The organism is Parviterribacter multiflagellatus, assembly GCF_056863265.1.
Genome location: NZ_JBXPIZ010000003.1, coordinates 454,605 through 472,120, shown reverse-complemented (window position 1 = coordinate 472,120; position 17,516 = coordinate 454,605). Strand labels below are relative to the sequence as shown.

At 73.7% G+C, this 17,516-nt stretch carries 24 protein-coding genes; 6 read left to right on the top strand and 18 right to left on the bottom strand.

The features are described from left to right. Positions 1-47: 47 nt before the first annotated feature. Both AC1UE5_RS09150 and AC1UE5_RS09145 read right to left on the bottom strand, forming a co-directional pair. Positions 48-1,238 (bottom strand): hypothetical protein, encoded by a 1,191-nt coding sequence (locus tag AC1UE5_RS09150; protein ID WP_482922359.1) that lies wholly within the window; start codon positions 1,236-1,238, stop codon positions 48-50. A gap of 68 nt (positions 1,239-1,306) precedes the next feature. Continuing rightward, a complete protein-coding gene (locus AC1UE5_RS09145; protein ID WP_482922357.1) occupies positions 1,307-1,672 on the bottom strand; it encodes a HesB/IscA family protein in 366 nt (121 codons plus the stop codon). A 39-nt stretch (positions 1,673-1,711) separates the two neighbouring features. On the opposite strand from AC1UE5_RS09145, the gene AC1UE5_RS09140 reads away from it, so the two are divergent. Both AC1UE5_RS09140 and grxD read left to right on the top strand, forming a co-directional pair. Next, positions 1,712-1,936: a BolA/IbaG family iron-sulfur metabolism protein gene (locus tag AC1UE5_RS09140; RefSeq protein ID WP_482922355.1), complete on the top strand. Its 225-nt coding sequence runs from the start codon at positions 1,712-1,714 to the stop codon at positions 1,934-1,936. Next, the gene (grxD, locus tag AC1UE5_RS09135) at positions 1,933-2,328 is read left to right on the top strand and encodes a Grx4 family monothiol glutaredoxin (protein ID WP_482922353.1); all 396 of its coding nucleotides are present in this window, start codon (positions 1,933-1,935) and stop codon (positions 2,326-2,328) included. The genes AC1UE5_RS09140 and grxD overlap by 4 nt, the downstream gene beginning before the upstream one ends. 24 nt (positions 2,329-2,352) lie before the next feature. Here grxD and AC1UE5_RS09130 read toward each other — a convergent pair whose 3' ends face one another. Genes AC1UE5_RS09130 through AC1UE5_RS09120 form a run of 3 tightly spaced genes read right to left on the bottom strand, consistent with a single transcriptional unit; the run spans position 2,353 to position 5,503 of the window. After that, entirely contained in the window at positions 2,353-4,152 is a 1,800-nt protein-coding gene (locus tag AC1UE5_RS09130; protein WP_482922351.1) for a hypothetical protein, read from the bottom strand. Continuing rightward, a complete protein-coding gene (locus AC1UE5_RS09125) occupies positions 4,149-4,427 on the bottom strand; it encodes a glutathione S-transferase N-terminal domain-containing protein (RefSeq protein ID WP_482922349.1) in 279 nt (92 codons plus the stop codon). The genes AC1UE5_RS09130 and AC1UE5_RS09125 overlap by 4 nt, the downstream gene beginning before the upstream one ends. Further along, positions 4,427-5,503: an SDR family NAD(P)-dependent oxidoreductase gene (locus tag AC1UE5_RS09120; RefSeq protein WP_482922347.1), complete on the bottom strand. Its 1,077-nt coding sequence runs from the start codon at positions 5,501-5,503 to the stop codon at positions 4,427-4,429. The genes AC1UE5_RS09125 and AC1UE5_RS09120 overlap by 1 nt, the downstream gene beginning before the upstream one ends. Before the next feature lie 30 nt (positions 5,504-5,533). Here AC1UE5_RS09120 and AC1UE5_RS09115 point away from each other — a divergent pair, with 30 nt between their 5' ends. Then, positions 5,534-6,394 (top strand): DegV family protein, encoded by an 861-nt coding sequence (locus tag AC1UE5_RS09115; protein WP_482922345.1) that lies wholly within the window; start codon positions 5,534-5,536, stop codon positions 6,392-6,394. Positions 6,395-6,467: 73 nt separating this feature from the next. Here the strand turns inward: AC1UE5_RS09115 and AC1UE5_RS09110 are convergent, their stop codons facing one another. From AC1UE5_RS09110 to AC1UE5_RS09085, 6 genes are read right to left on the bottom strand one after another with little or no spacing between them, the layout of a single operon-like run. Beyond that, complete coding sequence (locus AC1UE5_RS09110; protein ID WP_482922343.1) at positions 6,468-6,722, bottom strand: DUF3618 domain-containing protein; 255 nt, start codon at positions 6,720-6,722, stop codon at positions 6,468-6,470. Further along, a complete protein-coding gene (locus AC1UE5_RS09105) occupies positions 6,722-7,126 on the bottom strand; it encodes a phage holin family protein (protein WP_482922341.1) in 405 nt (134 codons plus the stop codon). Before AC1UE5_RS09105 ends, AC1UE5_RS09110 begins: the two co-directional genes overlap by 1 nt. Further along, positions 7,126-7,308, bottom strand: a complete 183-nt coding sequence (locus AC1UE5_RS09100; protein ID WP_482922339.1) for a hypothetical protein — start codon at positions 7,306-7,308, stop codon at positions 7,126-7,128. The genes AC1UE5_RS09105 and AC1UE5_RS09100 overlap by 1 nt, the downstream gene beginning before the upstream one ends. Then, positions 7,308-7,442 (bottom strand): hypothetical protein, encoded by a 135-nt coding sequence (locus tag AC1UE5_RS09095; RefSeq protein WP_482922337.1) that lies wholly within the window; start codon positions 7,440-7,442, stop codon positions 7,308-7,310. Before AC1UE5_RS09095 ends, AC1UE5_RS09100 begins: the two co-directional genes overlap by 1 nt. 16 nt (positions 7,443-7,458) lie before the next feature. Beyond that, the gene (locus AC1UE5_RS09090; protein WP_482922335.1) at positions 7,459-8,076 is read right to left on the bottom strand and encodes a TetR/AcrR family transcriptional regulator; all 618 of its coding nucleotides are present in this window, start codon (positions 8,074-8,076) and stop codon (positions 7,459-7,461) included. Continuing rightward, complete coding sequence (locus tag AC1UE5_RS09085) at positions 8,076-8,882, bottom strand: carbon-nitrogen hydrolase family protein (RefSeq protein WP_482922333.1); 807 nt, start codon at positions 8,880-8,882, stop codon at positions 8,076-8,078. Before AC1UE5_RS09085 ends, AC1UE5_RS09090 begins: the two co-directional genes overlap by 1 nt. Positions 8,883-8,908: 26 nt before the next feature. On the opposite strand from AC1UE5_RS09085, the gene AC1UE5_RS09080 reads away from it, so the two are divergent. Beyond that, positions 8,909-9,772 (top strand): DUF2804 family protein, encoded by an 864-nt coding sequence (locus AC1UE5_RS09080; protein WP_482922331.1) that lies wholly within the window; start codon positions 8,909-8,911, stop codon positions 9,770-9,772. Here AC1UE5_RS09080 and AC1UE5_RS09075 read toward each other — a convergent pair. Together AC1UE5_RS09075 and AC1UE5_RS09070 are read right to left on the bottom strand one after the other, a co-directional pair. Then, entirely contained in the window at positions 9,744-10,475 is a 732-nt protein-coding gene (locus tag AC1UE5_RS09075; RefSeq protein WP_482922329.1) for a DUF3891 family protein, read from the bottom strand. The genes AC1UE5_RS09080 and AC1UE5_RS09075 overlap by 29 nt on opposite strands. A 13-nt stretch (positions 10,476-10,488) precedes the next feature. Next, a complete protein-coding gene (locus AC1UE5_RS09070; RefSeq protein WP_482922327.1) occupies positions 10,489-11,868 on the bottom strand; it encodes an NCS2 family permease in 1,380 nt (459 codons plus the stop codon). A 65-nt stretch (positions 11,869-11,933) separates the two neighbouring features. Between AC1UE5_RS09070 and AC1UE5_RS09065 the strand changes: the two genes are divergently transcribed. Continuing rightward, positions 11,934-12,479 carry a GNAT family N-acetyltransferase gene (locus tag AC1UE5_RS09065; protein ID WP_482922325.1) on the top strand — a complete coding sequence of 182 codons (546 nt, stop codon included), beginning with the start codon at positions 11,934-11,936 and terminating at the stop codon, positions 12,477-12,479. On the opposite strand, the gene AC1UE5_RS09060 is transcribed toward AC1UE5_RS09065, so the two are convergent. Together AC1UE5_RS09060 and AC1UE5_RS09055 are read right to left on the bottom strand one after the other, a co-directional pair. Continuing rightward, on the bottom strand, positions 12,430-13,599 hold the full coding sequence (locus tag AC1UE5_RS09060) for a hypothetical protein (RefSeq protein ID WP_482922323.1): 1,170 nt from the start codon (positions 13,597-13,599) through the stop codon (positions 12,430-12,432). The two genes, AC1UE5_RS09065 and AC1UE5_RS09060, sit on opposite strands and share 50 nt — an antisense overlap. Before the next feature lie 47 nt (positions 13,600-13,646). After that, entirely contained in the window at positions 13,647-14,219 is a 573-nt protein-coding gene (locus AC1UE5_RS09055; RefSeq protein WP_482922321.1) for a TetR/AcrR family transcriptional regulator, read from the bottom strand. Positions 14,220-14,250: 31 nt separating this feature from the next. On the opposite strand from AC1UE5_RS09055, the gene AC1UE5_RS09050 reads away from it, so the two are divergent. Then, positions 14,251-14,664 carry a nuclear transport factor 2 family protein gene (locus tag AC1UE5_RS09050; RefSeq protein ID WP_482922319.1) on the top strand — a complete coding sequence of 138 codons (414 nt, stop codon included), beginning with the start codon at positions 14,251-14,253 and terminating at the stop codon, positions 14,662-14,664. Between the two features lie 22 nt (positions 14,665-14,686). Here AC1UE5_RS09050 and AC1UE5_RS09045 read toward each other — a convergent pair whose 3' ends face one another. Genes AC1UE5_RS09045 through AC1UE5_RS09035 form a run of 3 tightly spaced genes read right to left on the bottom strand, consistent with a single transcriptional unit; the run spans position 14,687 to position 17,492 of the window. Continuing rightward, a complete protein-coding gene (locus AC1UE5_RS09045) occupies positions 14,687-15,346 on the bottom strand; it encodes a MerR family transcriptional regulator (protein ID WP_482922317.1) in 660 nt (219 codons plus the stop codon). Further along, on the bottom strand, positions 15,343-16,584 hold the full coding sequence (locus AC1UE5_RS09040) for a CaiB/BaiF CoA transferase family protein (protein WP_482922315.1): 1,242 nt from the start codon (positions 16,582-16,584) through the stop codon (positions 15,343-15,345). The genes AC1UE5_RS09045 and AC1UE5_RS09040 overlap by 4 nt, the downstream gene beginning before the upstream one ends. Next, a complete protein-coding gene (locus tag AC1UE5_RS09035) occupies positions 16,581-17,492 on the bottom strand; it encodes a beta-keto acid cleavage family enzyme (RefSeq protein WP_482922313.1) in 912 nt (303 codons plus the stop codon). Before AC1UE5_RS09035 ends, AC1UE5_RS09040 begins: the two co-directional genes overlap by 4 nt. Positions 17,493-17,516: the final 24 nt, after the last annotated feature.

Here is a 17,516-nt window from a genome sequence, read left to right as displayed (position 1 = left end):
GGCCTCGGAGGCCCGCGGGTGCCGGCCCTCGCCGGAGAGCCGCCGGGTCAGCAGGGCGGTGCGGGCGCGCCCGCGGCGGGGTCGCGCGCGCCCCAGGCGAGCCAGGCGCGGTAGGCCGGGCGCTCCTCCGCGAGGGTGGCGTCGGCCAGACCGACGGGGAAGGCCGTGTCCTCGCGGAACGTGTACTGGATGGCGACATCGACGCGGTCGTCGGCGTCCCACGCACGGAGGGCGGCGTCCATCGCCGCGCAGGAGCCCGCGCCGGCGTCGGTGGCCGCGCCGGTCTCGGTGATCCAGATGCGGTGCTGGCGCTCGCAGCCGTGGGCGTCGAGCGCCTCCTTCACCGCGCGCAGCAGCGCGGGGTTGCCCCCGCGGGCACGGTCGGCGGCCAGCGACGTCGAGCCGCGCCCGACGTACGTGTGCTGCGCCCAGACGTCGCCGGCGCACGCGACGTCAGGCGGGAGCGCCGCGGCGAACTCCGCCGCGCCGACGGCGCGGGCGCGGGGCCGCGCGTAGCCGGCGACCTCCCCGAGCACGAGCGACGCGTACGACGGCAGCTCCGCCTGCGCCGCGCGCACGAGGTCCGCGTAGGCGCCCGGCGAGATCGCCGCCTGGTCGCCGCCGCAGGCCGCCCGCTGCGGCGCGAGGAAGGTCGGGTGGTTCGGCTCGTTCCACGGGCTCCACCACGTGATCGGGACGCCGACCTCCAGCGCGAGGCGGTCGAGCGAGCGCAGCAGCGCGCGGTAGGCGTCGATCCGGATCCGCCCGCCCGCCGGGCACCCCGGCGCGGGGTCGAGCGCCCAGTCGGGCGCGCCGTACGGGCTCGCGACGATCTGCCAGCTGCCCTCCCCGTCGATCGCGCGCCGGGCGGCGATCGCCTGGAGGAGCTGGCGCACGCCGTGCGTGTCGGCGCAGGGCGGCGCGCCGCGTAGGCACCCGTCGCCGCGCAGGTCCCAGTTCGGCGGCTGGTCGGCGCTCGGCTGGACGCGCGACCAGTCGACCATGAGCCGGAAGTACTGCGGCCTGAGCGCCGCCACGCGGTCCCGCCAGGCGGCGAACGGCGCCGGCACCTCGCCCGGCGCGAGCAGCAGCGGGTTCTGCTCGGCCAGCCCGATCGACAACCCCGCCGCGGGCTCAGCGGGCGGCGGCACGACGGGCTCGGTGGCCGCCGGCGGGGCGGTCGTCGCGGTCTGCGCCCGCGGCGGGGTCGCCGGATCGTCGTCGCCCGAAACGGCCACCACAACGACGACGACGGCCACCAGGGCCGCCGCCAGCAGACTTGCGAGCGCTGTCGCGCGCGCTCGGCTCAGACGGCCGAGACCTCTTCCTCGTCCGGGACGCGGAAGGACGAGCCGCAGCCGCAGGCCGCGACGACGTTCGGGTTGTTCACCTGGAAGCCCGCGCCGGTCAGCTCGTCGATGTAGTCGATCTGCGAGCCGTGCACGTACGGCAGGCTCTGCGAGTCGACGAAGACCTTCAGGCCCTGGTCCTCGAAGACGTGGTCGCCGTCGCGCTGCTCGTCGAAGGCCAGCTGGTACTGGAAGCCGGAGCAGCCGCCGCCCCGGACACCGAGCCGCAGGCCGGCGTCGGCGGTGTCAGAAGCCTGGGCGCCGAGGAACTCCTGGACCTTCCGCGCGCCGAGGTCGGTGAAGGTGATCGCTGCGTACTGCATCGCTTCACGAAATATAGCGGTCGGTATCCTCGGCGTCAGATGCCTACCCCCGAGGAGCTCAAGCAGCGCATCGAGGCTGCGATCCCCGGCGCGGTCGCCGACGTCGAATCCCCCGACAACGTGCACTTCTCGGCGGTCGTCAGGGCCGCCGCGTTCGAGGGCCAGAGCCGGATCAAGCAGCACCGGATGGTCTACGACGCGTTCGAACCCGGGGAGCTCGGCGGTGCGGTCCACGCGCTGCAACTCAAGACGGAGGTCCCATGAGCGACAACCCGCTCCGCGACGCGATCGCCGAGGCGATCAAGGACAACAAGGTCATCCTCTTCATGAAGGGCACGCCGGAGCAGCCGATGTGCGGGTTCAGCGCCCGCGCCGCGCAGGCGCTCCAGGCCACGGGCGCGCCGTTCGCCGCGGTCGACATCCTCCCGGATCCGCGGATCCGCCAGGAGCTGTCCGCGATCTCGAACTGGCCGACCACCCCGCAGCTCTTCATCGACGGCGAGCTGATCGGCGGCAGCGACATCGTGCTCGAGATGTTCGAGTCCGGCGAGCTGCACGACGCGCTCGGCCTCGCCCGCCCGGACGCGCCCGCCGAGGCGCCCCAGGCGACCCCGGCGCAGCCCGCGCCGCTCGGGATCGAGAACAACCTCTCGTAGCCGCGCGGGCGCCGGCCGTCCGCGCTACTCGACGGTCACCGGGATCTGGGCGCTGCCGCTGAGGCGCAGCTCCGGGTCCCGGTAGACCTCGCGCGCCTTCAGGGCGACGCCCTCAGGCCCGTTGGTGGCCCCGCCGCCCTCCTCGATCGCCGCGCGCTCCTCCTCGTCGGCGGGCAGGAAGCTCGCGGTCACGCCGTCGAAGCGGCCGATGCCGGCCACCGCGTCGGCGAGCGACGCGACGGTCCGCGGCCCCGCCTCGTCCGGCACCGCGCCCTCCTCCTCGGCCCCGAACAGCAGCTCGCCGAGGTCGACCTCCAGCCCAGCCGCCGCGTCGGACGGCGTGCCCTCCAGCGCGAGCAGACGGTCGCCGCTCGGCATCCCCTTGGGCACGTGGACCTTGAGCGTCCGCCACTGCGCCTTGCCGCGGACCTCCTGCAGCTTCACGCGCACGCGCGCGTCGGTGCCGCGCCGGACGGTCGTGGGCCCGGTCGCGTCGAGGAGGAACGCCTGGCGCAGGCCGCGGCGGATCTTCATGTTGACCTCGACGCCGGTGACGGTGAGGTTGGCGAAGTTGAACTCGTCGACCGCGGTGACCGCCTCGACGAAGTCCGAGACCATCGGCGCGCCCGCGCCGAGCCCGGCCTCGTCGCCGTCGCTGGAGCGCGTCACGTAGCGGTTGCAGAACCGCAGCGGCGCCTTGCGCTGCGCGACCTTGATGCGGACGCACATCTCGCCGGTCTGGCGGGCGGGCGTCGCGCCGAGGATCGTCGCCGCCGCCTGCGCCACCGCGCTCGACCCGACCAGCGCCAGCGCGGACGTCCCGGTCGGCAGGCCGATCGCGCTCTCGTCCGCGAGCTGCAGCGTCAGGACGCGCTGGCGGCCGGTGTCCTGGTCGCGTGCGACCACCTTCATCGGGATGCGCGGCGGCAGCACGCCGGTGCGACCCGCGACCGCGTTGAGCCCGTCGCTGGACAGGATGCCGATGTCGTGGCCGGGCGCCGCGAGCTTGTAGGTCGTCGTCGCCTCCCCCGCCACCGGGTTGTTGACGACCGAGAAGACGTAGGAGTCCTGGAGGAAGAGCGAGCGCTTGCCCGCGCCGTCGAGCGGGTGGCCGAACGCCCACACGCGGTCGCCGTCCACGTACGAGACGGTCCCGATCGCACCCGCCGTCACGTCGCCCGACGACAGGCCGGCGGCCATGCTCGAGCCCAGCCGCGGCGGGAGCGCCGGGAACACGGCGGCGCGGGGCGCGCCGGGCGTCGCGTAGACGATCTTCCCCCCGCGCTTGGCCGCGCGGGCGTAGAGCCGGCCGACGTTCGTCGAGAGGCCGGACAGGCTGACCGGCGTCGCGAGCCGCTTGGTGTTCGCCGGCGCTGGCGACGCGGCGGGCGCGTCCACCGGGACGCCGAGGATCGACTCGATCGGGGTGGCGAGCGCGAGCAGCCCGCCGTACTCGCCGACGCTCTCGGAGATCGCGCCGATGACGCGGCCGCCGCAGAGGATCGGGGAGCCAGAGAAGCCCGGGCCGACGCCGGTCGGCTCGATCGCGCCGCCGCTGAACCTCACGAGGATGCGCGGCGCCTCGGCGGCGGGGTCCCCCGCGACGACGTCGACGACCTCCGCGTCGAAGGTCGTCACGTCCACGCCCGAGACGACGGAGTACGCGGTGCACTTCATCCCCTTGACGACCTCGGCCAGCGGCATGATCGGCTCGGCCGCCTGGACGGCGGGGACGGCGGCGCCCCCCGCGAGCGCGCCCGCGGTCAGGGCGGCGGCGAGCAGCGCGCGGCGGCGGCGGGTGAACGGCGGCACGAGGCTCCTCATCGGCCGATGGGGTCCCCGGCCTGAGCGCTGGCCATTCCTTCCCGCCACCGCAGATGCTCCACGATCCGGTGCGAGTCGCAGATCGCCTCGCCGCCGAGGACGAGCAGCGGGACCTTCGTCTGGCCGCTGAGCGTGCGGACCTCCGCGCGGTCCCGTCCGCGCCACGGCACCCGCACCTCGTCGTAGGCGACGTCGTGCGCGCGCAGGGCGCGGGCGACGCGGCCGCATGGGCACAGGTGATCGGTGGGTGTGCGGCAGCGGTAGAGGGTGGCCATCAGGGCTTCAGGTGATCGGCGACGGCGTTCGCCCGTCGGAGTGCGAAGCCAGCGAGGCGCAGCGTGACAGGTTGTCCGGCGCCCGGGTGGGCGAGGCCGTGCGTCCCGCGCTCGCGGTACCACGCGACCGTGCGCTCCAGCGTGTCCTCGTGGTGGGACGGGCGCCAGCCCAGCTCCCGCTTGGCCTTGGTGGAGCGGAACGCCCACCACTGCCCGGCGGCGCGCACCTCCGAGACGGTGATCGGCGGGACGAAGCGCTCCAGCGCGGCCGCGCTCTCGGCCGCCCGCGCGAACGCGATCGCCGCCGGGTACGGGAGCTTGAGCGCGGGTGGGGCGACGCCGGAGATGCGGCCGAGGTCGGCGAAGAGGCGGTCGAGCGTGAAGTTGCGGTTGCCGAGGATGTAGCGCTCGCCGGGAACGCCGCGCTCGTCGGCCAGCAGCACGCCGCGGGCGACGTCGTCGGCGTCCACGACGTTGAGCGCGCCGTCCACGTAGGCCGGGAGCTGCCGCCGGAGGAAGCGCAGGACCAGCTCGGTGGAGGAGCGGTAGAGGTCCCCGGCGCCGAAGACGTGCGCGGGGTTGACGATCACGACCGGCAGGCCGAGCGCGGCGAAGCGGTACGCCTCGGCCTCTGCCTCCCGCTTGGAGTGGACGTACGGGACGTCGATCCCGCCCGCGCTGAACGGCTGCGTCTCGTCGGCGGTGCTGCCGCGCGGCGCCGGGCCGATCGCGGCGACGCTCGACATGTGCACGACCCGCTCGACGTTCGCGCGCAGCGCCTCCTCCAGGACCACGCGGGTGCCGACGACGTTGACCGCGAAGAGCCGCTCGCGCGGCGCGCGCAGCGAGGTGCGGCCGGCGACGTGGAAGACCCGGTCGACCCCCTTCAGCGCGCGGCGCACGGCACGCCGGTCGAGCACGTCGCACGTGACCTGCTCCACGTCGAGATCGCGGATGTTGTCGAGCCGGGAGCGCTCGCGGACCGTGACCCGCACGCGGTCGCCGCGCTCCACGAGGTGGCGCGTCACGTGCGACCCCAGCAGCCCCGTCGCCCCCGTGACCAGGACCGTTGGCACGCGCGGAGTGTAGGGTCCCCGGCCCACCCCATGGCCGTAGCTGTTGTCACCGACACGACGGGGTACCTCCCCGCGTCCGAGGTCGCCGCGCGCGACCTGCACCTCGTCTCCCTCTACGTGAAGTTCGGCGACACGTTGGAGCGCGAGTCCGAGATGCCGGACTTCTCCGCCTTCTACGAGCGCCTGCGCGCCGCGAAGGACCTCCCGACGACGTCCCAGCCGTCGATCGGCGACTTCCTCGCCGTCTACGAGCCCCTGCTCGAGCGCGGCGACGACATCGTCTCCGTCCACCTGTCGGGCTCCATCTCCGGCACCTACGACGGCGCCCGCCAGGCGGCCGCGCAGCTCGCGGAGCGCGGGTACGGCGGCCGGATCGAGGTGCTCGACTCGCAGACCGCCGCGGGCGGCCTCGCGCTGATCGCCGCCGCCGCCGGCAAACGTGCCCGCGAGGGCGGGGGCCTCAACGAGGTCGTCGACTACGCGCGCCGCGCGCGGGCCGAGCTGAAGATCTGGTTCGCGGTCGACACGCTGGAGTACCTGCGCCGCGGCGGCCGCGTCGGCGCCGCGCAGGCGTGGCTCGGCGGCGCGCTGAAGATCAAGCCGATCCTGACGCTCGAGGCCGAGATCACGCCGATCGAGCGCGTCCGGACGAGCGGCAAGGCCTTCGAGCGGATGGTCGAGTACATGCAGTCCCGCAAGGAGGACGGCGCCGACGGCTGGGTCGTCCAGCACATCCAGGCCCACGACCAGGCCGACCGCCTGATCGAGCGCGGCCACGAGATCTTCGGCTGCGACCCGCTCTTCGTGAGCGAGGTCGGGCCGGTCATCGGCGCGCACGTCGGCCCGGGCCTCCTGGGCGTCGGCGGGTTCGCGCGCAGCTGGATCGTCTAGCCGGAGACGCCGCGCGCCCGGCAGGGCCGGGCGCGCGGGGCACTTCGGTGTTCGGGCGCGGGTCGCGCCGCTGTCACCAGCGCGACTTCTTGCGCTTGCGGCGCGTGAGCATCCGCGTGACGCCGGCGATGCCGCCGCCGATCACGAAGCCCGCGACCGCGGCGCCGATGAGGACCTGCTGCTGGTGCTGGACGATCTGGGAGCGCCAGTCGGTCAGGCGCTCCACGTCGCCGCGGAGGCGGCCGACGGCCTCGCCGAGCTCGCGGCGGTGCTGCTCGATGTCGCGCCGGATCTCCTCCGGCGTCCGCTGGCGCTGCGTGCCGGCCATCAGCCGCTCACCGTGTCCTTGATCTTCTTCGCCTCGTCGATCGCCATGTCTGGCGTCGGCGGGGCGCCCTTCTTGATCCACTTCACGCCCACCGCGGCGGCGATGCCGGCGAAGGCGAACAGCAGGACCGTGACGACGAGGAAGCCGGCCCAGATCTCCCACCCGATCAGCCAGTAGAAGAACCAGGCGGCGGTGTGGAGCAGCATGATGAGGCCGAGGAGCGCGAAGACGCCCGCCGCGATCGCGACCGCGGCGCCCTTGCCGAGCCGCGTGGCCTTGGCCGTGACCTCGACCTTCGCGAGCTCGATCTCCTCGCGGACGAGCAGCGAGACCTTCTCGCTGATCTCCGCGATCGTGTGGCCGATCTGCTGCGGCTTGTTGTGATCAGGATCCGTGGCAGCCATCAGCCGGCGAGCTTCTTCAAGAGCAGGGCGACCGCGAAGCCGCCGGCGAACGCTGCGCCGACGAGCGCCTCAGGCCGCTCGGTGAACGGGATGCCGCCGGGCGGCATGGCGCTCCCAGGCGGGTGCGACGCGGTCTGCTGGCCGTGGCCGACGGTCGCGGTGGTGTCGGTGGGGGTGCTCACTACTCGGGCGGATCTTCCCCGAAGATCCGGCGGTAAACGATGGCGGCGGCTCGCGCGGTCACCATCGAGGCCAGGGCTCCGAAGCCTGCGAGCAGGCCGGACCAGGCGAGGCGCTTGACGAGATCGTTGTCCATGAGCCCCGAGATCCAATCAGATCGTGGTCGGGGCAGGAGCTTCGAGGCCCCCGCACACCGTCTCGACCACGAACTCCTTGGCCTGCTCGTACTGCTCCGGCCCCTGCGGGAGCAGCGCGAAGATCCACCCCGTCAGCACCTGCTCGATCGCCCCGTAGAACGCGAGCGCGGCGAACTGCGGCGCGATGTCGTCGCGGAAGAGCCCGTCGCGCTGCGCGTCGGCGACGATGTCGGCGATCAGGTCGTACGCCTCGCGGATCTTCGCCAGGTGCTTGGCCCCGAACGAGTTCGCCGCCCGGGTGACCTCCACGATGATGACCTTCATCAGGTCCGGGTCGTGGCGGTAGGAGTCGACGATGAACCCGGTGATCGCGAGCAGCTTCTGCCGCGGCGGCGTGTCCTCGCTGCGGTCGACCTCGCGGATGGCCTCCAGCAGCACGTTCCACCGCTCCAGGAAGAGCGTGTCGAGCACCTCGTCCTTGGCCTTGAAGTAGTGGTAGACGAGCCCGTAGGCGACGCCCGCCTCGTCGGCGATGTCGCTCACGCGCGCGGAGTGGAAGCCCTGCCGCGCGAAGACGCGGACGGCCGCGTCGAGGATGATGCGGCGCTTCTCCGCGCCTCCCGTGCGCGCCATCAGGCGCGCACCTCGGCGAGGATCGGGCGGCGGTGGGTCAGGGCGGGCAGCTCGGCGCGGATGCGCGCCTGGGCCTGCATGTCGAGGTCGGCGGTCACGTGTCCTTCGGTGTCCGGGGCCGTCGCGAGCACGACGCCCCAGGGGTCGACGATCATGGAGCGTCCGCCGGACCGCATCCCGCCGGGGTGCTCCCCGACCTGGTTCGCGGCGACGAGGTACGCCTGCTGCTCGATCGCCCGCGCGCGGACCAGGATCTCCCAGTGGTCGCGCGTCGTGGCGAGGGTGAAGGCGGCGGGGAGCGCGAAGACGCGCGCGTCGAGCGCCTCGTAGAGCGCCGGGAAGCGGACGTCGTAGCAGATGGTCAGTCCGAGGCTGGTGCCGTCGGCGGTGTGGCTGAGCACAGGCCGCTCCCCCGCGTCCTCGTGCTCGGACTCCCGGTACTCGCGCCCCGCGACGGAGACGTCGAAGAGGTGGATCTTCGCGTACTCGGCGACGACCTCGCCGTCGGGCCCGACGTGGAGCGACAGGTTGCGCAGCCGGCCGGCGTCGCCGTCGCGGACGGACATCGAGCCCGCCACGAGGTCGATGCCCAGCTCGCGCGCGGTGGCGGACGCCCACGCGCGCACGTCGGCCTCCCGCTCGGCACCCGCGTGCAGGACGTCCCCGGGGCCGAGCGCGGGCCACTTCTCGGGCAGGACGACCAGCTCGGCACCGTCGTGCGCGGCGGCGCGCGTCAGGCGGTCCGCCGTCGCGAGGTTCGCGTCGACGTCGCCGGTCGAGGTGAGCTGCACCGCTGCTGCGCGCACGTCCGCAACGTATACCGTCGCGTCTCGTGACCGAACCGCTCCCCTGGCGCGCGCCCGCCGGAACGCCGCGTCCCGCCGCGGTGCGGCTGGACGCGATGCCGCTCCAGCTCCACGGCCGGCTGCGCAAGCGCTGGCGTTACGTCGGCGTCTACGGGGAGCGCCTGATGCTGTGCGCGGGGGTCGTGCAGGTGGGCCTCGCGGGCCAGACGTTCTGGGCGGTCTGGGACCGCGAGCGCGCGGCGCTGCGCGAGCGCACCCGCCTGTGGCGCGGCCTGCGGTACGTCAGGCTGCCTGACACCGGGGTCGAGGTCCACGACGGCCAGGTGGACGTGTCGCTGCGGTTCGCGCAGGAGGGCGCGGGCGCCGCTCCAACACCCGTCGAGACCGCGTCGCCGGTCGACGGCGGCGCCACGTGGATGTGGACGCGCAAGACCGGCGGCGTGCGCCTGCGCGGGACGGTGACGCTGGCGGGGGAGCGGATCGAGCTCGACGCGCGCGGGGTGGTCGACGAGTCGGCCGGCTACCACCCGCGCCGCACCGACTGGGAGTGGAGCGCGGGCGTCGGCGTCGACGACGCTGGGCGCGACGTGGCCTGGAACGTCGTCAGCGGCATCCACGACGACCCGCGCGCGAGCGAGCGCACCGTCTGGGTCGACGGCGTGCCCGCGCAGCTGCCGCCCGCCGCCTTCTCCGCCGACCTCTCGGCGATCGCGTTCGACCGCGGCGCGCTGAGCTTCACCGAGGAGGCCGTGCGGTCGCGCGCCGAGAACTTCGGCGCGGTCCGCAGCGACTACACGCAGCCGTTCGGCACGTTCAGCGGGACGCTCCCCGGCGGCCTGACGCTGGCGAGCGGGTTTGGGGTCATGGAGCGCCACGCGGCGCTCTGGTGAGCGTCCACGCCAGCTCGACCCGCTCCGCCGCCTCCAGCGCCACGCGCAGCTCGAGCTCGGTCGTGGAGGAGCGGTCCTCCAGCCGGCGCCCCTCCGTGACGACCGTGACGGTGGTGCGGTCCGCCGCGAACGGCCACGGGTCGAGCACGAGGTCCGCGCCGAGCGTGAGGCCGATCGGGCCTTCGGAGAGCGTCGCCGGCGCCCAGCCGAGGCAGAGCGCGAGCGAGAGCCAGTCCCACGCGAACAGCAGCGCCTGCAGCCCCGCCGCCTCCTCCTCCGTGACCCCCGTGTCGGCCCGCAGCCACGCCTGCAGCGCGCGCTGATCGCCCAGGTAGCGGCGCACCGCGGCGGCCTGCCCCTCGCTCATCCGCGTCAGGTCGCGCCGCTCGTACAGCCGCGTGCCGTGGAGCGAGACCATCAGCGCCGCGACGCGCGACTGGGTCAGCAGCTTCGACGGCGCCGCGGACCACAGCCGCAGGTGCGTGTCGAGCGCCATGCGCATGAAGCCGACCGGGAGGCCGGTCGCGGCGTCGAGCGCGGGCGTCAGGTCCCACTCCGCCATCCCGATGTCGTGCTGCGCGGCGGCGAGGACCGCGGCCTCGCGGTGCGGCACGGCCGCCGGCTCCCACGCGTGGGCGAGCTGCCCGCTCACCCACGCGTGCGCGGCCTGGCCGATGCAGATGCCGTCCTCGCGCACGAGCATGCGCGAGAGCCTGTCAGAACACGTTCGCCGCCAGCCAGTCGTCGGCGAAGAACGCGAGGAAGAGCGGCACGAGCAGCCACATCAGCGGGTGGATCTCCCGCGCGCGTCCGAGCGCGAGCATGACGACGACATAGCCGATGATCCCCAGCCCGATGCCCGCGGCGATCGAGAACGTCAGCGGGACGCCGGCGATGATGAGGAACGCGGGGATCGACTCCTCCGGCTTGCCCCAGTCGATGCCGCCGACGAGCCGGATCATCAGCGCGCCGACCATGATCAGCGCGGGCGCGATCGCCGGGTGGATGAAGTTGTCCTCGGCCTGGTAGGCGACGCCCTGGCCGACCGCCTCCACGAGCGGCACCGCGAACACGGTCAGCGCGAACAGCCCGCCGGTGAAGATCGCCGCCAGGCCGGTGCGCGCGCCCTCGCCCACGCCGGCGCCGCTCTCGACGTACGTCGTCACGCTCGACACGCCGAACGCGCCGCCGCCCGCGGCCGCGGCGCTGTCGACCAGCAGCACGCGGCGCATCTCGGGCAGCTCGCCCTTCTCGTCGGTCAGCCCGCCCTGCTCGCCGACCGCGACCGCCGTCCCGACCGTGTCGAAGAAGTCGGTCATGAAGAGGGCGAAGATGATCGGGACGAGCGCCCAGTCGAACGCGTCGCCCAGGTAGTCGGGGTCGAGCGGCTCGCCGATCGTCGTCAGCTCGTCCGAGCCCGGGATGTCGAGCACCGCGTCGGGCGTGTCGAGCACGCCGAAGATCAGCCCGAGCGCCGTCGACACGAAGATGCCGACGAGGATCGCGCCGCGGAAGCCGCGCGCCGACAGCGCCAGCGCGACGAGGACGCCCGCCAGCGCGATGAGCGGCGGACCGGCGGTGAGGTCGGCGATCCGGACGCTCGTGGCCGGGTCGTTGACGACGATGCCGCCCTCGCGCAGGCCGACGAACGTGATGAACAGGCCGATGCCGACGCCGATCGACAGCTTGAGCGACATCGGGACCGCGCGGACGACGGCCTCGCGCAGGCCTGCGAGCACGAGCGCGACCGCGATCAGGCCCTCGATGACCACGCACGCCATGCCGACCTGCCACGGGACGTCCTGCCCGAGGATGAGGTCGAACGCGACGACCGCGTTGATGCCGAGGCCCGACGCGAGCGCGAACGGGACGTTCGCGTAGAGGCCCATGACGATCGACGCGACGGCGGCCGCCAGGGCGGTCGCGACGGCGACCGCGCCGAACGGCATCCCCGCCGCGGAGAGGATCGCGGGGTTGACGAAGACGATGTACGCCATCGTCAGGAAGGTCGTGAGCCCGCCCAGCGCCTCGACGCGGACGGTGGTCCCGCGTTCGGACAGCCGGAAGCGGCGCTCGAGGAAGGAGTCGGCGGCCATGGGCGCGGACGCTACCCCGCCGAGCGGCAGCGCACGCCGACACGGTGGCCATACTGGCCCCGCCGATGGTCGAAGCCCCGATCCTCACCGAGCGCCTGCTCATGCGACCGTTCGTTCCCGACGACGCCGAGGCCGCGTTCGCGATCTTCCGCCTCGACGCGGTCGGCCGGTTCACCGGCGGCACGCACACGTCGATCGACGACACCCGCGCGCTGATCGCCAAGGCGCGCGAGCACCAGGCCGCGCACGGGTTCGCGCTGTGGGCGGTGGAGGAGCGGGCGACGGGCGCCCTGGTCGGCGAGGTCGGCCTGCAGCTGCTCGAGTTCCGAGGCCCGGAGGTGGAGATCGGCTGGTCGTTCGCGCCGTCCGCTTGGGGCAAGGGGTACGCGACCGAGGCGGCGCGCGCGTGGCTCGCCGTCGCGTTCGGCACGCTCGGGCTGCGCACGGTGCTCGCGACGATCATCCCCGAGAACACGCCGTCGATCCGGCTCGCGGAGCGGCTCGGCTTCACGCTGGTCGGCGAGCGGTACGTCCACCGCGCCGACCACCTGATCTACGCGCTCACGGCACCGGCGTCGACGCCGGATCGCTCCGCTGGCGCAGGCGGTTGAACGACGACGCCCGCGCGGTCCTCGCGGTCAGGCCCGCGGGGACGCGGAGGATCGCCTCGCCGCTGGGCGCCGGCTCGACCAGCACCCGCAGCGCGAGCACGCCCTGGCCGTCGTCGAGCGAGAGCATGAGGTGCCGGCCGCCGCGCTTGACCGGCTTCGTCCAGCGCACGCGCACGCGGCCCTCGGCGTCGGGCGCGCTCGCCTCGATCGCCGGCGGCATCGGGTAGGTCATCTCGCCCACGCGGTGGACGACAGCGCCGAACCACCGCCGCGGCCTGCGCAGGCTCACGCGGCTGTGCCAGGCGCCGGGGTGGTTCCACTTCTGCCCCTGCCGCCCCGGGCCGGGCGGCGACATGCCGCGCAGCTGCGGGCGGCTGCGGGTCGCGCCCCAGCGCCCCGGCCAGTCCTTCCACGGCCCGAAGCCCACGACCGGCAGGTCGGGAAGCTCGAACCCGTCCGCGCGCGTGTCGTCGACGCCCGGCAGGTACGGGTGCGTGCCCGCGGTGAAGTACGACGCGTGCGAGAGGTTCGCGACGTACGCGATCGGCCGGTTCGGGTCGTGCTCGTACTTCTCGACGGCCGGGTCGTCCCACGCGCGCGCCTCGCCGCTGTTGTGCTGCGCGTACGTGACCAGCTCGGGCGCCTGCGTCCCCGCGTTCAGCCCGACCTGGACCATCTCCCAGTCGCCTTGGTGGCGCCCGAAGCCGAGCAGGTGCTTCGTGTTGTCGAGCAGGAAGATCCAGTACTGCAGCCACGTCCGGCCGCCGTCGGTGACCACGCGCCCGTACAGCCGCCCGCGCGTCGCCGCCTCGCGCTCCATCCGCCGCGACTCGCCGGCCAGGTCGGGCGGGAACGCGAGGTGGTCGGTCTTGCGCGGCTCGCGCTCGTCCGGGTACTCGGACAGCGTCAGCAGCGAGAGCGCCGGCGTGCCGCCCGCGGTCGCGATCGTCTCGCCCCGCTCGCGCCGCAGCGCGCTGCCGCGGTTGTCCGTCGCCGCCTCCGCGGCCAGCGGCGCGAAGTCGTACTGCGGGTCGATCCGCAGCACCGGCCGGTGGCGGATCAGGAGGATCAGCTCCTCGGGCTGGAGCGCGGTCTGCGGCGCTTCTCCGGTGACGGCCATGGCCGATCCTAGGCCGCCGCGTGTGTCCGGGGGAAGGGCTGGTGGGTTCAGTGGTCGACGACGGCGGCGACCACCGCCTGCGCGAGCTCGTCCTCGACCCGCTCCGCCGGCCAGGAGCGGTCGATCGACAGCTGCTCCCAGACCGGGACGGACGTCAGGGCCCACGTGAGGTCCGCCGCTTGGGCGGGGTCGAGCCCATCGCGCAACCGGCCCGCGCGCGCGAGGCGGTGGGCCGCGTGAAGGTGGCCTTGGCGCAGCTCGGCCATGCGGTCCTCCCAGGCCGCCCAAGCATCGGCGTCCGTGTTCCGCGTGGCGAGCAGCACGGTCGCCACCGGCCGGATCGAGGCGGCGAACCGCAGCCACGTGCGGATGAACGAGCGCAGCGCGTCTGCCGGGTCGTCCTCTTCGAGCGCAGCCGCCAGACGGCCACGGATCTGCGCCTCCTCGTCCATGCGGTGCACGAGCGCGAGGAAGAGCTGGCCGCGGGTCGCGAAGTGCAGGTAGACAGCCTGACGCGAGACACCGGCGGCTTTCGCCACCTGGCCCATGGAGACGTCGGCGCCCGTTCCGGCGACGAGCTGCCGCGTCTCCTCGATGATCCGTGCACGCGAACTTGACACCTGTCAATCATAGGCCTACGGTGGTTGACACATGACAAGCACCAACACCGTCCATCCGGCCGAACGCGCCGCGCGCCTCGCCACCGAAGCGGTCACGGCAGGGGACCGCGCGGCGTGGTCGGCGGCGTACGCCGATGACGCCGTGCTGCACGACCCCGTGGGCGGCTCTCCGCTCGACCCGGACGGGCGCGGGCTCCGTGGCCGGGAGGCGCTCCACCGCTTCTGGGATCTCACCGTCGCGCCGAACGACGTGGCGTTCACGATCGCCGCGATTCACCCCTCCGGCCACGAGGCGGCGGTCGTGGGCTCGGTGCGCATCGCGTTCGCGAACGGCGCGGAGGTCGCGTACGACGGGGTGTTCGTCTACGCGGTCGACGACGACGGGCGCATCGCCTCGATGCGCTCGTACTTCGATCTGGACGCCGTGCTCGCGTCGCTGACGTAGCCCGGCGCGGTCAGCGGTCCGGCTAGTCCGCGTCGCGGCGGCGTTCGAGCGCCGCGAGGAGCATCTTCGAGTGCATCGCGCCGACCAGCTCGCGCAGCGGCTCGGCGCCGGAGACGATGATCTCGGCGGCGCGCTCCTCGTCGCGGAGGTTCTCGAGCAGCACCGCGACCTCCTCCTCGACCAGCGGCGCGAGCGCGCGCTGGTAGCGGAGCGTGTCGTAGACGGTGAAGCCGAGGTGCTCGTCGTAGCCGCCCGCGCGGAAGCGGACGAACGCGTCGATGATGCGCGCGTCCTCGGCGTCGTAGCCGTCCTCGTCCGGGGTGAGCACGCCCAGCTCGGCGAGCTTGTCGAGCACCTCGGGCGGGAGCTGCCGTGCCGCGTCGGCGCGGGAGAGCCGGGTTGACGCCGCGCCCCGCGCCCGGACCGCCGCGTCGAGCAGCCGGCGGTCGGCCAGGCGGTCGCGGATGACCTTGAGCGGGAGGTACTCCTCCTCCTGCATCCGCTTGATGAGCTTCAGCCGGTCGACCAGCTCCGGCGCGTACCAGGCCATGTTGCGCGACGTCTTGACGATCGCGTCCTCGCCGCCCAGGAGCCCCTCGCGGAGGTAGTGCTTGATCGTGGCGGGGCTGACGCCGGAGCGCTCCGACAGCTCCGCCATCTTCAGGAGGCCGTCCTGGTTCACGCCAGGAAGGACCCCTGCGACGCCTCCGCCGGGGTGGGTGGGCCTTGGATCGCGCCCGCCTCCTTGAGCTTCGCGATCGCGTCGTCGTCGTAGCCCGCCTCCCGCAGCACCGCGTCGGTGTGCTCGCCGAGGGCCGGGCCCGGACGGCGGTTCGGGTCGCCGGGCGTGCGGCTGAGCTTGACTGGCACGCCAAGCAGCTTGACGGGCTCGCTCACACCCGGCTGGTCGAGCTCGGCGACCATGCCGCGGGCCTGGACCAGCTCGGAGTCGAGCGCCTCGTCGAGGTCGAGCACGGGCTCCAGGCAGCAGTCGTGCTCGTCGCCGAACGCCGCCCACTCGTCGCGCGTCCGCGACGCGAACAGCTCCTCCACCTGCGCGTGGGCGTCGCTGCCCGGCCGCTCGAACGCCTTGTCGAGCAGGTCCTCCCGCCCGGCGCCGCGGCAGAACGCCTGCCAGAACTTCGGCTCCAGCGCGCCGATCGTGACGTACTTGCCGTCGCTGGTCCGGTACGGGCGGTAGCAGACCAGCCCGCCGTTCAGCGCCTCCTTGCCCCGCTGCGGGACGCGCCCGTCCGCGAAGTACGCGCCTGCCGTCATCGCCAGCCACGACAGCGCGCCGTCGGCCATCGAGACGTCGACGATCTGCCCCTCGCCGCTGCGGTCGCGCTCGCGCAGCGCGGCAAGGATTCCGAACGCCGCCATCAGCGCGCCGCCGCCCAGGTCGGCGATCTGCCCCGCGGCGGAGACCGGCGCGCCGTCGGGCTCGCCGCTCAGCCCCAGCACGCCGACGCGCGAGAGGTAGTTCATGTCGTGCCCGGCGCGGTCGCGGAACGGGCCGTCCTGGCCGTAGCCGGTGATCGCGCAGTAGACGAGCCCCGGGTTCTCCTGCTTGAGCCGCTCGTAGCCGACGCCGAGCCGGTCGAGCACGCCGGGGCGGAACGACTCCAGCAGCACGTCGGCCTCGCGCACCAGGCGCAGCAGGACCTCCCGGCCCTCCTCGGTCTTCAGGTTGACCCGGATCGACTGCTTGCCGCGGTTGAGCGCGAGGAACAGCGCGCCGCCGGCCGACGGCTCGGCCCCCTCGTACGCCGGCGGCGACCAGCGCACGTAGTCGCCCATCCCGGTGTCCTCCACCTTCAGCACGTCGGCGCCGAAGTCGGACAGCAGCAGCGAGCAGAAGCCGCCCGGCAGCAGGCGGCTGAGGTCGAGGACGCGGACGCCGTCGAGCGGCAGGCTCATGCGGGGATCTCCTGGTTCGTCGTCGGGGCCGTGCCACGCTGCGGCACGCCGAGCAGTGCGCGCGCCTCCTGGACCGTCGCCGGGCGGCGGCCCTGGTCCTCCACCATCTGCCGGGCCTTGGCGATCAGCTCGCCGTTGGACGAGGCCATCGTCCCGTCCGGCAGGTAGAAGTTGTCCTCGAGCCCGACGCGGATCGAGCCGCCGAGCGTGAGCGCCGTCGCGACGAGCTGCCACTGGACGCGGCCGATGCCGATGACGCCCCAGTGCGCGTCCGCGGGGAGCGCCTTCACGTTCTCGGCCATCGCGGCGAGGTTGAACGCGGTCGGCGGGATGCCGCCGGTGACGCCCATGACGCAGTCGATGTGCAGCGGCGCCTTCAGGATCCCCATGTCGAGCAGCGGGACGAGCGAGCCGACGTGGCCGACGTCGAAGCACTCGTGTTCGGGCTTGATGCCCAGCTCGTTCATGACCGTGAGGAACTCGATGATCTCGCTGAACGGGTTGGCGAAGACCGCGTCGAAGACGAAGGCGCGGCGCCGCTTCGAGTACTTCGCGTAGTTCATCGAGCCCATGTTCAGCGCGGCGACCTCGGGCCTGACCGCGCGCAGGTACGCGACGCGCTTCTCGACGCTGACGCCCATCGCGCCGGTCGAGAAGTTGATGATCGCCGCGTCGCCGACCTCGTCGCGGATCGCCTGCGAGATGGCCGCGAAGTCGTCGACCTCGTACGACGGCGTCCCGTCCGGCCTGCGCGCGTGGATGTGGATGTGCGTGCCACCCTCGTCCACGATCCGCCGCGCCTCCGCGGCGTACTCCGCGGGCGTGTACGGGATCGCCGGGCACTGCTCGCGGTTGGCGAGCGATCCGGAGATCGAGCAGGTGATGACGACGGGATCTTCGAGGCTCACGCGGTGCGCCCTCCGCAGCAGGAA

What these genes read in the sequence shown, in the direction of transcription:
- AC1UE5_RS09145 (WP_482922357.1), bottom strand. Translation starts at nt 1,672, where the DNA reads ATGCAGTACGCAGCGATCACCTTCACCGACCTCGGCGCGCGGAAGGTC.
- AC1UE5_RS09140 (WP_482922355.1), top strand. Translation starts at nt 1,712, where the DNA reads ATGCCTACCCCCGAGGAGCTCAAGCAGCGCATCGAGGCTGCGATCCCC.
- grxD (WP_482922353.1), top strand. Translation starts at nt 1,933, where the DNA reads ATGAGCGACAACCCGCTCCGCGACGCGATCGCCGAGGCGATCAAGGAC.
- AC1UE5_RS09130 (WP_482922351.1), bottom strand. Translation starts at nt 4,152, where the DNA reads ATGAGGAGCCTCGTGCCGCCGTTCACCCGCCGCCGCCGCGCGCTGCTC.
- AC1UE5_RS09125 (WP_482922349.1), bottom strand. Translation starts at nt 4,427, where the DNA reads ATGGCCACCCTCTACCGCTGCCGCACACCCACCGATCACCTGTGCCCA.
- AC1UE5_RS09115 (WP_482922345.1), top strand. Translation starts at nt 5,534, where the DNA reads ATGGCCGTAGCTGTTGTCACCGACACGACGGGGTACCTCCCCGCGTCC.
- AC1UE5_RS09110 (WP_482922343.1), bottom strand. Translation starts at nt 6,722, where the DNA reads ATGGCCGGCACGCAGCGCCAGCGGACGCCGGAGGAGATCCGGCGCGAC.
- AC1UE5_RS09105 (WP_482922341.1), bottom strand. Translation starts at nt 7,126, where the DNA reads ATGGCTGCCACGGATCCTGATCACAACAAGCCGCAGCAGATCGGCCAC.
- AC1UE5_RS09095 (WP_482922337.1), bottom strand. Translation starts at nt 7,442, where the DNA reads ATGGACAACGATCTCGTCAAGCGCCTCGCCTGGTCCGGCCTGCTCGCA.
- AC1UE5_RS09090 (WP_482922335.1), bottom strand. Translation starts at nt 8,076, where the DNA reads ATGGCGCGCACGGGAGGCGCGGAGAAGCGCCGCATCATCCTCGACGCG.
- AC1UE5_RS09075 (WP_482922329.1), bottom strand. Translation starts at nt 10,475, where the DNA reads ATGCTCGTGCGCGAGGACGGCATCTGCATCGGCCAGGCCGCGCACGCG.
- AC1UE5_RS09070 (WP_482922327.1), bottom strand. Translation starts at nt 11,868, where the DNA reads ATGGCCGCCGACTCCTTCCTCGAGCGCCGCTTCCGGCTGTCCGAACGC.
- AC1UE5_RS09065 (WP_482922325.1), top strand. Translation starts at nt 11,934, where the DNA reads ATGGTCGAAGCCCCGATCCTCACCGAGCGCCTGCTCATGCGACCGTTC.
- AC1UE5_RS09060 (WP_482922323.1), bottom strand. Translation starts at nt 13,599, where the DNA reads ATGGCCGTCACCGGAGAAGCGCCGCAGACCGCGCTCCAGCCCGAGGAG.
- AC1UE5_RS09050 (WP_482922319.1), top strand. Translation starts at nt 14,251, where the DNA reads ATGACAAGCACCAACACCGTCCATCCGGCCGAACGCGCCGCGCGCCTC.
- AC1UE5_RS09040 (WP_482922315.1), bottom strand. Translation starts at nt 16,584, where the DNA reads ATGAGCCTGCCGCTCGACGGCGTCCGCGTCCTCGACCTCAGCCGCCTG.